Consider the following 12,844-nt stretch of genomic DNA (forward strand, 5'->3'; position numbering starts at 1 on the left):
GGTTGTTCTCCACGGTACTCCGCGGCGGTCCGCTCCGGGCTGCTCCGGTCCGTTCGGATCCGGTCCGCTCCGGTCCGCTCCGGTCTGCCCCGGTCCGCCCGCCGTCGGAGTAGGGTCGTAGACATCCAGGGCATGACGCATTCCGGTACCCGTTCCGGCTTCGTTCTGGGTGAAGGGCGATCCGGTGGCCCCCGGTGGGCGACCGGAGACGGGACCGGTGAACACCGTGACCACCTACTCCCCGCACACGGACGTGACCACCAGCTCCCCGCGGACGGAACGGCCCGGCCACGGCCTCACCGTCGCGGACGCCATGGAACCCTGCGAGTACCAGATCGCCGACGACAGCACCGTCGACCAGGCCGACGACATCCTGCACGGCGCCGACATCGAGTACCTGCTGGTCCGCGACCACGACGGCCGGTGCGAGGGGCTGGTCACCCGCACCGGACTGCACCCCTTCCTGGAGCGCGCCCGGTCCACCGAGCGCACCGCGATCAGCGCGACCGCCCACCAGCGCGGCCCGTTCGCCTGGCCGACGATGGGCCTGGCCCTGGCCGCGATCGCGATGCGGATCAAGCACCTGGCGGTCTGGCCCGTCGTCGACGAGGACGGCTACATCCTCGGCGTCCTCACCGCGGACCGCGCCTCCGGCCTCCTCGTCACCGGCCTCCTCGCCACCACGCCGACTCCGTGATCGGCACCGTCTAGGACAGAACCTGTCCTAGACGGTGCCTACTGTCTCTCCCGAAGGCAGTGACCGGAACGGTGTTGGGGAGGGATCCGCCGTGATTCTTGTGATCGGCGCGACCGCGCACTTCGGGCGGCAGACGGTGGAGGCGCTGGCGGGCGCCGGGCGGAAGGTCCGCGCCCTGTCGCGGACCCCCGAGAAGGCCGGACTGCCCGAGGGCGTGGAGGTGGTGCGCGGGGACCTGGCCCGGCCGGAGACACTCGGGGCCGCGCTGGACGGTGTCACCGAGCTGTTCCTGGTACTGCCCTACGGCCTGGACGTGCGGCCGCTGCTGGACCGGGTGCGGCAGGCGGGAGTGCGGCAGATCGTGTTCCTGTCCTCGGGCGCCGTCGTCGACGGCGCGGACCCGCAGCCCGATGTGATCGGCGCCTACCACGCGCGGGTGGAAGAGGAGATCACGGCGATGGGCATCGACCGGACGTTCCTGCGGCTGTTCTTCCCGGCGATCAACTCGCTGGCCTGGGCCATGCAGCTGCAGGGCGGCGGCGACGTCCTCCGCGGCCCGCACGCCGCGGCCGCGGCCTCGTCGGTGCACGAGCACGACGTCGCCGACGCGGCCGCCGCCGTGCTCGGCAACCCCGAACACTTCGGCCGGGTGTACGAGTTGACCGGCCCGCAGTCGCTCACCCAGACCGAACAGGTCGAGACGCTCGGCCTGGTCCTCGGCCGCGAGCTGCGCTTCGAGGAGGTGCCCGCGCCGGCCGTGCGGCAGCAGCTCAGCCAGTTCATGGACGCCGACTTCGTGGCCGCCCTGCTGGACCTGATGGCCGACACGGTCGGCAGGCCGGCCCCGGTCAACGACGCCGTCGAGCAGCTGACCGGTCACCCGCCCCGCCCGTACACCCAGTGGGTCACGGACAACCTGGCCGCCTTCCGCTGACCACTCGCCCCGGCGGAACGCCGAAGGGCCCGACCGCGCTCGCGGTCGGGCCCTTCGTGGCGCTCGCGGTCCGTCCGCCCGCCCCCGCTGCCCGGTCCGCTACTCCGTCCGCAGGACCTCCGCCACGGGTGCCCTCGCCGCACCCCGGGACGGGAGGTAGGCCCCCAGCGCGGCGATCACGGAGCCGGAGAGGACCAGCAGCCCCACCGTCGGCCAACTCCACACCTGCAGAAGCGAGTCCGGCAGATCGAGCCCGGTGCCGCGTCCGGTCAGCGGGACCACGATCCGGTGCGCGAGTATCCCGAGCGGCGCGCCGACGATCCCGCCGACCGCCCCGATCGCCGCCACGGACGTCACCGTCATGGCGATCACCTGGCGCGGCGTCATGCCGATGGACTTGAGCATCCCCAGGTCCTTGCGCCGCTCGCGGGTGTTGAGGAGCACCGTGTTGAACACGCCGAGGCCGGAGACGAGGACCAGCATCAGGGTGAGGGTCGACACCACACCGATGACGACCTTCTCGACGGTGTCGGCGGCGCCGTTCACCGACGCGTTCAGCCCCGGGTCCGTGCCGGCCGCCGCGGTGGCGTAGGCCTGCGCGTCGGTGCCCTTCGTGAGCTGGACGGAGAAGCCCTGGGCGCGCTGGACCGGAGTGAGCGGGACGAAGCGGTCCCAGTCGAGGGTGGTCACGTCCCAGCCCTCGGTGGTCTCGCCGACGATCCTCTGCGGCTGCGGCCCGTCGCTGGTGTCCAGGGTGATCGTGTCGCCGAGGGACACCTGGTGCCGGTGCCAGAACTCGGACGACACCACCACCTCGTTCGGCCCCTCGATCCAGCGCCCCCGGACGAGGTCCGGGTGCAGCTCGGCCGTGTCGCCCGTCTCGACGCCCACCCGGACGATGTCCGGCGAGCCGGTCATCCGGGTTTCCGCCACGCTCCGCGCGGACACGTGGGCGGTGCCGGGCAGCGCGCGCAGCAGCGCGAGGAGCTGGTCGTCGGAGTGGGTCGGGCCGGGCTGGTTCCACTTGGGGTCGTTGAGGTCGACGCGCACCTGGACCCGGTCGGCCCGGTCCCGCAGCTTCCCGAACTCGACGACCGAGGTGGAGACGCCGATCGCCATCGTCACCGTCATGACGCCGAGCACGACCGTCGACAGGGTCAGGGCGGTGCGGCCGGGCCGGGTGAACGGCCAGCCCAGGCCCAGGCTCACCGGGCGCGGCAGCCGGGACCCGCCGAGCCTGCGCTGGACCGCCAGTCCGCGTCCGGTCCGCGGGGCGCCGCCCGCGCTGATGGCGACGGCAGCGGGGAGGCGGCGGGCGCGCAGCGCCGGGACGAGCGCGGACAGCGCGACCAGGAGCGGCATCCCGATCAGTACCACCGGATGGACCCAGCTCGGGACGGTCGCCCTGTCGACGACGAGATCGTTGCCGAAGATGCCGAAGAACGCCTGGCGCACCAGTTTCCTGCCGACGAGGCCGCCGATCACCGAGCCGAGCAGGCTGCCGATCACGGCGGGGACGGTGACCATGACGAGGTAGACCGCCGTCACCTGGTTCGGTGTGAACCCGAGGGCCTTGAGGACGCCGATGTGCCGGAAGCCCGAGACGACCGCGCCGCTGACGACGTTGCCGACGATCAGGACCGAGACGATCAGACCCAGCACGCCGAAGACCGTCAGGAACGGCACATAGGTGTTCGGGCCCTTGGCGAGCTCCGCCTTGAGGGTCAGGTAGGAACCGGTGCCGGTCAGGGCGTCCGACGGCAGGCCCTCGGTGGCGGCGGCCGTGCCGGCCTTCAGTGCCGACTCGGAGCCGGCGTCCTCGAAGCGGTACATCATCTGGAACGAGGCCGGGCCCAGGGCGCGGGCCTGGTCGGGGGTGACCCAGCCGCCCGCGGACCGGCTCGCCGAGGCGGCGTAACCGACGACTTTCAGCCTCACGCCGTCCGGGGTGACGACCTCGTGCTCGGACCGGATCTCCGCCCGGCCGAGGGACGCGGGCGCGTTCAGGACGATCTCGCCGGGGCCGGACGGCCAGCGGCCGGAGCTGAGTTCGAGGGTGTCGACCGGGGTGTCCGGCCGGTCGCGGCCGACGACGGTGAACGAACCCGACATCCCGACCGGGTGGTCGCCGGTCTCCGCGGGCGAGTGGAGGACGGCCATGGGGTACGGGCCGGCGACGGCCTCGACGCCGGGGGCCTTCGCGGCCCGGTCGAGCTGCGCCGCGGTGACCTTGGAGCTGTCGAACTCGGCGACGACGTGCGCCCCGTTCGCGGCGTCGTAGGCCCGGTCGAAGGGGCCCGAGACGGCCGCCAGCAGGCCCAGCGTGGCGATGGCCATGGCGCTGGAGACCATGACGACGACGCCGAGGACGAAGGTCTGGAACCTGCGCCGCTTCACGGCCGCCCGGGCGGCCCGCCAGACGGCGCTCATCGGGCGACCGCCGTGGCCGTCGGGGCCGCCGCGTCCGCCGTGGTCGTCGTGGTCGTCGTGGGCGCCGTGGCCGTCGTGGTCGCCGCGCCGTTCGTGCTGCTGTCCCGGGCGATGCGCCCGTCCGCGACCTCGACGATCCGGCGCGCGCACCGCGCCGCGAGCCGCGGGTCGTGCGTGACGACCAGGAGCGTCTGGCCGAGCCCGTTCAGGTCCATGAGCAGCTGCGTCACCTGGTCGCCGGAGCGGCTGTCCAGGGCGCCGGTCGGCTCGTCGGCCAGCAGCAGCGCCGGCCGGTTCATCAGGGCCCGTGCGGTGGCGACCCGTTGCCGCTCGCCGCCGGACAACGAGGCGGGGTAGACGTTCCTCCGGTCGGCGATGCCGAGTTCGCCCATGAGCTCCAGGGCGCGCTTGCGGGCCACCGTGGCCTTCAGGCCGACCAGTTGTCCGGACAGGGCGATGTTGTCCAGGGCCGGCAGGTCGTCCAGCAGGTTGAAGAACTGGAAGATCATGCCGACCCGGCGGCGGCGGAACAGGGCCAGGCCCTTCTCGTCGAGCCCGACCAGGTCCTCCCCGCCGACGACGACGGATCCGCCGGACGGCCGGTCCAGCCCGGACACCATGTTCAGCAGCGTCGACTTCCCGGAGCCCGAGGGCCCCATCACGGCGACCGACTCGCCCGCGCCGATCGTCAGCGAGACGCCGTCCAGGGCCGCGTAGTCGCCGAAGTCCTTCCGCACGTCCGTGAGTCGGACGACGACGTCCCGTTCCTCGTAACCGCCAGTGTTGGTCATGGCGAGAACACTGCCGATCGCCCTGGTCGAGCGGCATCGGAGCGTCGTCGGCATCCCGGGGCCGGGACAGCGACCCAGGGTGTACACCCTGGGTCCGATGCCGCCGGACGATCACGCGCCTACGATCGCGCCATGCCCACGACCCCACCCGCGACGCTGCTCCACCGTGTGACCCCCGGCGCGTGGACGGCGCTCGCCTGGTGCGTGTCCACGCTGTACTCGTTCGTCGTCCAGATCCGTTGGCCGGGCGAACAACTGCAGCCGTGGGGCGAGAAGAGCCACCGCATCGAGCCGTTCGCGATGAGCTTCGGCGAGCAGGCGATGCTGCTGCTCGCCGCCGCCCTGACGGTCGGTGCCTGCCTGCTGCTGACCCGCCAGGCGCTCGTCTCGACGACACTGCTGGTGCTCGGCGCGCTGGTCCTGACCAACGGCCCGCTGCACACGACCAGCATCGCGCCCCAGCAGTACCTGCCGGTCTGCGTGGCCCTCTGCTTCGCCGCCGCCACCGAGGCCCGGCGGACGTCGCTGTGCTGCGCCGGGCTGGCCCTGGCCGGGCTGCTCGGCTACGTCGGCACCCGCCTGGCGCTGGGGTTCCGGGTGGGCACCTCGATCGAGGCCGTCGTCCTGATGATGGTCGTGGTCGCCTGGGTGGTCGGGAGTTCGCGACGGCAGGAGCGCGAGCACACCGAACAGATGCGTTCCCGGGTCGCCGAGCAGGCGGTGACGGCCGAGCGGCTGCGGATCGCCCGCGAGCTGCACGACATGGTCGCGCACAGCATCGGCGTCGTCGCGATCCAGGCCGGGGCCGCCAGGCGCGTCATCGAGACCCAGCCGGAGGGCGCCCGCAGGGCCCTCGGCGTCATCGAGGAGACCAGCCGGGAGACGCTCGCCGGGCTCCGGCGCATGCTCGGCGCCCTCCACGACGCCGAGTCGGTCGGCGCCGGCCGGCCGCTCGCCGGGCTCGGGGACGTCGACCGGCTGGTGGAGAACGTCCGCGACGCCGGCCTCCGGGTGGACGTCGAGTGGCGCGGGGAGCGGCGTCCGCTGCCGCCCGAGGTTGACCTGTCCGCGTTCCGCATCATCCAGGAGTCCGTCACCAACGTGGTGAAGCACTCCAGGACGCGGCAGTGCCGGGTCTCCGTGGAGTTCCGGCCGGGCGACCTGTCCGTGGTGGTCGTCGACAGCGGCTCCGGAACCGGCCGGGGCGAGGGCACCGGCTACGGTATCGCCGGAATGCGCGACCGGGTGAAGCTGCTGAACGGCGACTTCACCGCCGGTCCGCGCCCCGAGGGCGGCTACCGCGTGACCGCCCGTCTCCCCGTCCCGATGGAGGTCTGATGCCGGTCCGCGTCCTGCTCGCCGACGACCAGCCGCTGATCCGCGCCGGCCTGGTCATGGTGATCACCGACATCCCGGACATCGAGGTGGTCGGCGAGGCCGGCAACGGCGCCGAGGCCGTCCGGCTGGTCCGGGAGCTGGCCCCCGACGTCGTCGTCATGGACATCCGGATGCCCGGCATGGACGGCATCGAAGCCACCCGGATGATCACCAAGGAGGCCGGCGCCCCGCACGTCCTCGTCCTGACGACCTTCGACGACGACGACAACGTCTACAACGCCCTGCGGGCCGGGGCCTCGGGGTTCCTCGTCAAGGACATGGCCCTGGACGAGATCATCTCGGCCGTGCGGGTCGTCGCCGCCGGGGACGCCCTGATCGCACCGAAGGTGACCCGCCGCCTGATCGAGGAGTTCGCCGCCCGCCCCCAGCACCCCGCCACCCCGCGGCCCAAGGAGATCCAGGGCATCACCGACCGCGAACTGGAGGTGCTGACCCTGATCGGCCGGGGCCTCTCGAACGCCCTGATCGCCGAGACCATGTTCATCAGCGCCGCCACCGTCAAGGCCTACGTGACCCGCCTGCTCGCGAAGCTCGACGCCCGCGACCGCGTCCACCTCGTCATCCTCGCCTACGAGCACGGCCTGGTCTCCCCGACCGGATAGCCCGCAAGAACCCGTCGGCCCCCGGTGCCCCCGGTGCCCCCGGTGCCCCCGGCGTCCTCGGGGCGCCGGGGCAGGCCCGGTACAACGCCGAAGGCCCCGACCGGTTTCCCGGTCGGGGCCTTCGTGCTGCCATGGCTGGCAGAGGCGGAGGATACGAGATTCGAACTCGTGAGGGGTTGCCCCCAACACGCTTTCCAATTCTCCCGAACGCCGTCCGCCGGGGTTCACACCCGTCCTGACCTGCGCCGGAGTGAACCGCTGGGCGGCGGCTGAACCCGGCTGGACGGGGGTGAATGAGACCAAAACTGAGACCAGCTGGCTCCGCTCACCGGGCCCGACAACCCCTGCTCGCGATGTCTCTGGTCAGCTGGTTCCTGCCGTCTACGCCATGAGGCGAGCCCGCTCCTCAGCACGCGGTTCGGCCTTCCAGTCGGGCAGGAACCGCGACAGAAGTGGGTCGCTTTCGATCATTCGTTGCCGCTGTCGCTGCGAAGGCGCTCGGCTCCACCGACTTCACCACCGAGCAGGCCGCGACGGACAAGGGGCCACCTGGAGCCGGTACGTCGCCGGAGACCACCAGCACTGACGGGCCCGCTGGGCGCGCCGGTGGAACACGGGAGCCGGTTCTGACGGCCGGGGTGGTTGCATGCTCCCGGCTCTGTCAGGCCGGCCGGTTGTCCGTCGGCGTGGTCGGGGGACTGTCCGGATCGGGGGCGGGCAGTGGCCAGTTGGGGTGGGCGAGGTGGCGGCGCAGGGCGTCGAGGCGGGCGAGGTGGTGGTCGAGGGCGGCGTTGACGGTGCTCGTGGTGGCGGCCACTCGTGCTTCGAGGTCGTGGATCCGGTCCAGGAGGTCCTGCCAGCGCCTTTCGGCGGCGGTGGCAGGGTCAGGCGCGGCGTCGGTCGCTGTCATCGCGGAGCTGGGTGGTGTGGTGGGTGAGGGCGTCGAGGCGGGTGGCGAGGTGGCCCTGGCCGGTTCCGAGGTGGGGGCGGACGGCGGCGAGGGGCTCTATCAGGTCGGCGGGGTCGGTGGCGCCGAGGGCGGCGGTCAGGGCGGCCTGGGCGGGACGGGCGCCGGGAGCGAGTGCGGCCGTGGTGATCTGGGCGGCGAGGACCCGCAGCTCGGCGGCGTTGTCGCGGGCCCAGACGGTGACCGATCGGTCGGCGGCTCGCCGGTCACGGACAGCCTTGACCCGTTCCGCGCCGGTACCGGACCGCGAAACTTCGGCGGCGGGCTTGAGGCGCAGGTAGCGGTTCTCGGCGGCCTGGCGGCTGGCGACGCCCATCGGGTGGGCGAGGTCGGCCCAGGTGGCGCCGGCTTCCCGGGCGCTCTCCACCAGGCCGGCCTCCCAGCCGGCGAGCTGGCCGCGTAGTTCGCGCAGCAGGACGAGTGCGGCCAGGGCCTGCTCGGGGCCTTCCCGCTCACCGGGGGCGGTCGGGGGCCGGGACGCGGGGTTCTGGGCGGTGCGGACGGCGTCGTCGATGGCGGCCAGCGCCGCCGCGGCTGCCAGGAACGAGACGGGCTCGACCGGCGGGCAGGCGTTGGGGGCGGCTCTGCGGGACTTCTCGCTCATGCAGTCACTCTATAGGCGACGTGGCGCCTTGTCATCGGATGGATGACGCGCTAGAAAGGAGTCAGGTGAAGCGCACTGGCTCCCACAGCCCAACCACCTGGAGGTGTTTCGCAATGCTGCTGCGCACTGACCCGTTCCGTGAGCTGGACCGGCTGACCCAGCAGTTCCTCAACACGACCGGCACCTGGTCGCGTCCGACGCCGATGCCGTTGGACGCCTACCGGGCCGGCGACGAGTACGTGATCTGCTTCGACCTGCCGGGGGTTGACCCGGAGGCGATCGACATCGACGTCGAGCGGAACATGGTGACCGTCAAGGCCGAGCGCCGCCCGCGCCAGGAAGGCGAGGGCATCAAGTGGGAGCTGTCCGAGCGCCCGCTCGGCGTGTTCTCCCGCCAGGTCATGCTCTCCGACACCCTCGACCCCGCCGGGATCACCGCCGACTACGACGCCGGCGTGCTGACCCTGAAGATCCCGGTCGCCGAGAAGGCCAAGCCCCGCAAGATCGAGATCAGCCACAGCGGAAGCCGCAAGCAGATCCAGGCCTGATCCGTTCCCCGATGCCGTTCCGGCCGCCCCTGATCTCTCCCCCTCGATCGAATGGGGCGGCCGGAACATCCCTCGACCGCCGGGCCGGTCTACTTGGACCGGCCTACCAGCAGCGACGCGGAAACGCCATGAACGGCCAGAGCAACCAGCCCTTCATCGTGCGAGCCCACGGCGAGATCGACCTCGACGCCGCACCCTCGCTGCACCGTGCTCTGGCCACCGCGCTCGAGTCGCACCGGGAGGTGGTGCTGGATCTGTCGGAGGTGACGTTCATGGACTGCGCGGGCCTGGGCGCCTTGGTCCGGGCCCAGGGCCAGGCCGACCGGTGCGATGCCCGCCTGGTCCTGCGCGGGGCCGGCCGCTGCGTGATGCGGCTGCTCAAGCTGACCGGTCTGCACCGGCGCCTGGCTGTCGAGCCTTGAGGCCACCCGGGCGCGCCGGGCCTCGGTACGGAGGAAGAACCGCGATGACGCTTCGATGGGAGACGTTCCTGGAAGAGGTCCGGGAGCGCGGTGAGTACGACAGCCCGCAGGAGGCCGAGCGGGCCGCCCGGGTAATCCTGGCCCTGCTCGGCGCCCACCTGGTCGGCGACGTGCGCGCCGAACTGGCCGCCCGACTGCCCGAGACCATGGCCCTGATCCTGCTCAACCCGCTGCACGCCGCCGAGCCACTCAACCCCGAGCGGTTCGTGCGCGCGACCGCGGCCTGGATCGAGGGCGCCACCGAGGCCACGGCCCTGTGGGACATCGGCGCCGTCCTGTCCACAGTGGCCGACGCCGCCGGCGACTACCTCATGGACCAGGTCCTGCTCCAGTTGCCACCCGGCTACGACCTGCTGTTCGGCCGCCCGACCGCAGGGACGCGACCCTGACCCTGACCCTGACCACCCCTCACACGCCGCCGGCCCGCCCAGCGGCCAGCCCCTGGAAGGCTCCACGGTCATGACCCGCTACCGCCACCTCCTCCAGCAGGTCCGCAACCTCGGTCGCTACCCCACCGACGAGGAAGCCGAACGCGCCCTCGATGCCGTCCTGGCCCTCCTCGGCTCCCAGCTCACCGGCGACGAACGCTGCGACCTCGCCGCAGCCCTGCCCGAACGGGCCCGCGCCGTCCTCGCCGCCCAGATCCCCCTGCCCCATCCCGTCACCGCCCCCGCTTTCGTCGAAAGCCTCGCCCACACCCTGGGCACCAGCCTCACCGCCGCCCGCTGGGACGCCTCCTCCGTCCTGGCCGCCCTCACCACCCTCACCGACGACAACCTCACCGACTGCCTCCTCGCCCACCTACCCCGCGGCTACGCCCTGCTGTTCGGCCGCGCGGACCTGGCCGCCGTCGCCTGAAACAGCGGGCCCGACCCACCTCGCGGGAGCGCTCCGCGCTGCCCTGGCAAGCACCCAACCGCACACCGAATGAGGCGACGCGACCGATGGACAGACCCCAGCGCTACGCGGTCACCCTGCCCGGCCCGCCCGGCCGGCACGGGCCGCCCGAGGTCGTCGTCGTCCACCTCATCGGCGTGTACACCGCTACCGGGGAACCGGTGTACACAGATGAGGCGGGCGCATTCCGGGTGGCGATCGAAGGAGAGGTGGCCCGGCCGCTCACCGCGTTGCCGGGGCCCGGCCGCCATGCCTGCCTTCACGCCGTGCCACTGCCCTGACCGGATGCTCGCGGTTCTCGGTGCCCCGAGTGAAGTGCCAGTGTTCGCCGTCGTCTTGGCTGCTGATGGCGGCGCGGAGGGGTATGTTTCCGCGCATGGAGGTCTTGGTGCCCACCAGGCTTCTTATGCCCAGGCGCCGACCAACGTCGGCTCGGGCCGGAGCTTGATGCCGGTTGCGATCTCGACCTGCGCCGAGAGTTCAGTGAGGGCCTGGGCGAAGCCAGTTGCGGTCGCTCCGTCGTGGGCGGTGAGGGTGAGGGTGCGGTGTTCCGAGCAGCGGATGCCGTCTGCGATCTTGTAGCCGGGGCGGTAGCCGGTGTGCTCCAGCAGCCAGCCGGCGCTGGCCCGCAGTTGCCCGTCGCTGTCGCTGTGGACCGGGCAGCCGGCATCCGACCAGCGGGCGGCCTGGGTGGCGGTGACGGGTGGGTTGAGGAAGACCGATCCGGCCTGGCGGGCGTCGGGTCCGTGGGGGTCGAGGAGGAGTCCGCGGCGGTGGCGGTTGGCGAGGACGGCGGTGGCCACCTCGGCCACGGGCGGTCGGGCGCCGACGTGGACGCCGAGTTCGTCGGCGAGCGGCTGGTAGGTGATCGGGGCAGCCGGCGAGCGGGTGAGGTGGAACGTCGCGGTGAGGATGGTCCAGCGGCCGGGGTCGTTCTTGAAGCGGCTGTCGCGGTGGCGGAGGCGGCATGCCTGGGTGGGTAGGGTCCGCAGGCGGCCCATGTCCCAGTCCCAGGCGGTGAGGTGGTCGAGGGTGTCGGAGACCTGCTGGCCGTAGGCTCCGGCGTTCTGGACGGGGGCGGCGCCGACAGTGCCGGGTATGCCGGCCAGGCACTCGATCCCGGCGAGGTGTTCGGCTGCGGCCCACTGGACGAGGTCGGCGAGCGGGTGGCCGGCCTGGACGGTCGCGGCCACCGTGTCGTCGTCCACCCGCTTCACGGTGATGCCCCGGGTGTTCATCAGGGCGACGGTGCCCTCGTGGCCGGTGTCGGAGGCGATGACATTGCTGCCGTGGCCGAGGGTGAGGGGCGCGTCCTCCTGCCGGTCGCCGATCGTGCGGACCAGTTCGAACCAGTCGTCGGGGTCGGCGACCTGCAGGACGTCGCTGGCCGGGCCGCCGAGCCGCAGGGTGGTGAGGGACGCGAGCGTGGTGCTGGGCACGGGTGGCCCTCCTAGGGTTCGTCGGTGATCGCCTTCAGGGCGAGGGTCCGCAGCGGGGCGAGACGGGTGCGGTTGTCCTGGTGGTGGTAGACGGCGTTGGTGCAGATGGCCAGGTAGCGGCCGGTGGCCGGGGCGAGGTAGAGGCTGGTCCCGGTGAAGCCGTGGTGGTAGGCCACCCTGCTCTCGTCGGCGAGGATCCAGGCCAGGCCACGGTCGAGGCCCGCCTCGATCTCGGCCTGTGGCTGCATGCTGTGGGCGAGCCAGCGGCCCAGGGGCCCATCGGTGGCGTGCGAGGACAGCAGGTGGGTGGCGAAGGCGGCGAGGTCGGCCGGGGTGGTGAACACCCCGGCGTGGCCTGCGACTCCGCCGAGCAGGGCGGCGTTGTCGTCGTGCGGCATCCCCCACAGCCGGGGCCCGCCCGCCAGCCGCTGCTCGGTCGGGGCGACCAGGGCGGAGCGGGGCACCGGTCCGTAGGTCGTGCTGGTCAGGTCGAGGTGCTGCCAGAGCTCTGCTGCCAGCTCGTCCAGGCGCTGGCAGCGGTAGTGGGCCAGAGCCAGGCCGAGGAGGATGAAGCCGCGGTTGATGTAGCGGTGACCGGCTCCGGGCTCAGCGATCAGGTCTTCGCCGCAGATCAGCTCGGCCAGCGGCTCGGTGCGGCCCCGGTATCGGTCGAGGCGAGTGTCGGCCCGCAGGCCGGAGGTGTGGGCCAGGATCTGGCGGGCCGTCACCTCGCCGCCGGGTGCTTCGGCCGGGATGCCGGTCAGCAGGTCGCGGATCGGGGTGTCCAGGGTGAAGCCGTCCATGAGGGAGGTGCCGACCAGCGGCCAGGTGGCCAGGACCTTGGTCAGTGAGGCCACGTCGTACACCGTGTCCGGCCCCGGCCGGGCGTCGCCGCACTCGGGGGCGACGACGCCGGAGGCCAGGTAGCCGGGCTCGGTGTCGAAGGTGCCATGGGCGATGACGCCGCCAGGCACAGTGCCGTCTGCGGTCATCAAGTCCAGGCAATCACGCAGGTCGGCGAGCGCGTTCGGCTTCCACGGCACGGCGTTGGTCAC

At 72.5% G+C, this 12,844-nt stretch carries 15 protein-coding genes; 9 read left to right on the plus strand and 6 right to left on the minus strand.

Annotation, left to right across the window (positions count from 1 at the left end; genetic code table 11):
- The first annotated feature begins 217 nt into the window (after nucleotides 1–217).
- Together ACW14Y_RS22410 and ACW14Y_RS22415 are read left to right on the plus strand one after the other, a co-directional pair.
- The gene (locus ACW14Y_RS22410; RefSeq protein WP_380300989.1) at nucleotides 218–697 is read left to right on the plus strand and encodes a CBS domain-containing protein; all 480 of its coding nucleotides are present in this window, start codon (nucleotides 218–220) and stop codon (nucleotides 695–697) included.
- Nucleotides 698–788: 91 nt separating this feature from the next.
- Nucleotides 789–1,631, plus strand: a complete 843-nt coding sequence (locus ACW14Y_RS22415; protein ID WP_456983137.1) for an NmrA family NAD(P)-binding protein — start codon at nucleotides 789–791, stop codon at nucleotides 1,629–1,631.
- A 99-nt stretch (nucleotides 1,632–1,730) separates the two neighbouring features.
- On the opposite strand, the gene ACW14Y_RS22420 is transcribed toward ACW14Y_RS22415, so the two are convergent.
- Together ACW14Y_RS22420 and ACW14Y_RS22425 are read right to left on the minus strand one after the other, a co-directional pair.
- The gene (locus ACW14Y_RS22420) at nucleotides 1,731–4,061 is read right to left on the minus strand and encodes an FtsX-like permease family protein (protein WP_456983139.1); all 2,331 of its coding nucleotides are present in this window, start codon (nucleotides 4,059–4,061) and stop codon (nucleotides 1,731–1,733) included.
- Nucleotides 4,058–4,852, minus strand: coding sequence for an ABC transporter ATP-binding protein (locus tag ACW14Y_RS22425; RefSeq protein ID WP_456983141.1), 795 nt, complete (start codon nucleotides 4,850–4,852; stop codon nucleotides 4,058–4,060). Before ACW14Y_RS22425 ends, ACW14Y_RS22420 begins: the two co-directional genes overlap by 4 nt.
- Before the next feature lie 132 nt (nucleotides 4,853–4,984).
- Between ACW14Y_RS22425 and ACW14Y_RS22430 the strand changes: the two genes are divergently transcribed.
- Together ACW14Y_RS22430 and ACW14Y_RS22435 are read left to right on the plus strand one after the other, a co-directional pair.
- Nucleotides 4,985–6,190 (plus strand): sensor histidine kinase, encoded by a 1,206-nt coding sequence (locus tag ACW14Y_RS22430; protein ID WP_380436415.1) that lies wholly within the window; start codon nucleotides 4,985–4,987, stop codon nucleotides 6,188–6,190.
- Nucleotides 6,190–6,852, plus strand: coding sequence for a response regulator (locus tag ACW14Y_RS22435; protein ID WP_380390131.1), 663 nt, complete (start codon nucleotides 6,190–6,192; stop codon nucleotides 6,850–6,852). The genes ACW14Y_RS22430 and ACW14Y_RS22435 overlap by 1 nt, the downstream gene beginning before the upstream one ends.
- A 661-nt stretch (nucleotides 6,853–7,513) precedes the next feature.
- Here the strand turns inward: ACW14Y_RS22435 and ACW14Y_RS22440 are convergent.
- Together ACW14Y_RS22440 and ACW14Y_RS22445 are read right to left on the minus strand one after the other, a co-directional pair.
- Nucleotides 7,514–7,762, minus strand: coding sequence for a hypothetical protein (locus tag ACW14Y_RS22440; protein WP_456983144.1), 249 nt, complete (start codon nucleotides 7,760–7,762; stop codon nucleotides 7,514–7,516).
- Nucleotides 7,737–8,423, minus strand: a complete 687-nt coding sequence (locus ACW14Y_RS22445) for a hypothetical protein (RefSeq protein ID WP_380301027.1) — start codon at nucleotides 8,421–8,423, stop codon at nucleotides 7,737–7,739. The genes ACW14Y_RS22440 and ACW14Y_RS22445 overlap by 26 nt, the downstream gene beginning before the upstream one ends.
- Nucleotides 8,424–8,536: 113 nt before the next feature.
- Between ACW14Y_RS22445 and ACW14Y_RS22450 the strand changes: the two genes are divergently transcribed.
- The 5 genes from ACW14Y_RS22450 (at nucleotide 8,537) to ACW14Y_RS22470 (ending at nucleotide 10,631) form a co-directional block, all read left to right on the plus strand.
- Entirely contained in the window at nucleotides 8,537–8,971 is a 435-nt protein-coding gene (locus ACW14Y_RS22450; RefSeq protein WP_049649656.1) for an Hsp20/alpha crystallin family protein, read from the plus strand.
- Nucleotides 8,972–9,099: 128 nt separating this feature from the next.
- Complete coding sequence (locus ACW14Y_RS22455) at nucleotides 9,100–9,393, plus strand: STAS domain-containing protein (RefSeq protein WP_380301029.1); 294 nt, start codon at nucleotides 9,100–9,102, stop codon at nucleotides 9,391–9,393.
- A gap of 44 nt (nucleotides 9,394–9,437) precedes the next feature.
- Entirely contained in the window at nucleotides 9,438–9,842 is a 405-nt protein-coding gene (locus ACW14Y_RS22460) for a DUF2267 domain-containing protein (RefSeq protein WP_380301031.1), read from the plus strand.
- Nucleotides 9,843–9,912: 70 nt separating this feature from the next.
- Nucleotides 9,913–10,311, plus strand: a complete 399-nt coding sequence (locus ACW14Y_RS22465; protein WP_380390135.1) for a DUF2267 domain-containing protein — start codon at nucleotides 9,913–9,915, stop codon at nucleotides 10,309–10,311.
- 86 nt (nucleotides 10,312–10,397) lie between these two features.
- Nucleotides 10,398–10,631: a DUF6296 family protein gene (locus ACW14Y_RS22470; protein WP_380301035.1), complete on the plus strand. Its 234-nt coding sequence runs from the start codon at nucleotides 10,398–10,400 to the stop codon at nucleotides 10,629–10,631.
- 123 nt (nucleotides 10,632–10,754) lie between these two features.
- Here the strand turns inward: ACW14Y_RS22470 and ACW14Y_RS22475 are convergent, their stop codons facing one another.
- Entirely contained in the window at nucleotides 10,755–11,789 is a 1,035-nt protein-coding gene (locus ACW14Y_RS22475; RefSeq protein ID WP_380390137.1) for a UDP-N-acetylmuramate dehydrogenase, read from the minus strand.
- A gap of 11 nt (nucleotides 11,790–11,800) precedes the next feature.
- Nucleotides 11,801–12,844: a serine hydrolase domain-containing protein gene (locus ACW14Y_RS22480; protein ID WP_456983149.1), complete on the minus strand. Its 1,044-nt coding sequence runs from the start codon at nucleotides 12,842–12,844 to the stop codon at nucleotides 11,801–11,803.

It is taken from the genome of Kitasatospora sp. cg17-2 (assembly GCF_054031055.1).

Bases quoted from the DNA above. Each gene is read 5' to 3' on its own strand.
- ACW14Y_RS22420 (WP_456983139.1), bottom strand. From the start codon at position 4,061: ATGAGCGCCGTCTGGCGGGCCGCCCGGGCGGCCGTGAAGCGGCGCAGG.
- ACW14Y_RS22425 (WP_456983141.1), bottom strand. From the start codon at position 4,852: ATGACCAACACTGGCGGTTACGAGGAACGGGACGTCGTCGTCCGACTC.
- ACW14Y_RS22430 (WP_380436415.1), top strand. From the start codon at position 4,985: ATGCCCACGACCCCACCCGCGACGCTGCTCCACCGTGTGACCCCCGGC.
- ACW14Y_RS22435 (WP_380390131.1), top strand. From the start codon at position 6,190: ATGCCGGTCCGCGTCCTGCTCGCCGACGACCAGCCGCTGATCCGCGCC.
- ACW14Y_RS22440 (WP_456983144.1), bottom strand. From the start codon at position 7,762: ATGACAGCGACCGACGCCGCGCCTGACCCTGCCACCGCCGCCGAAAGG.
- ACW14Y_RS22445 (WP_380301027.1), bottom strand. From the start codon at position 8,423: ATGAGCGAGAAGTCCCGCAGAGCCGCCCCCAACGCCTGCCCGCCGGTC.
- ACW14Y_RS22450 (WP_049649656.1), top strand. From the start codon at position 8,537: ATGCTGCTGCGCACTGACCCGTTCCGTGAGCTGGACCGGCTGACCCAG.
- ACW14Y_RS22455 (WP_380301029.1), top strand. From the start codon at position 9,100: ATGAACGGCCAGAGCAACCAGCCCTTCATCGTGCGAGCCCACGGCGAG.
- ACW14Y_RS22460 (WP_380301031.1), top strand. From the start codon at position 9,438: ATGACGCTTCGATGGGAGACGTTCCTGGAAGAGGTCCGGGAGCGCGGT.
- ACW14Y_RS22465 (WP_380390135.1), top strand. From the start codon at position 9,913: ATGACCCGCTACCGCCACCTCCTCCAGCAGGTCCGCAACCTCGGTCGC.
- ACW14Y_RS22470 (WP_380301035.1), top strand. From the start codon at position 10,398: ATGGACAGACCCCAGCGCTACGCGGTCACCCTGCCCGGCCCGCCCGGC.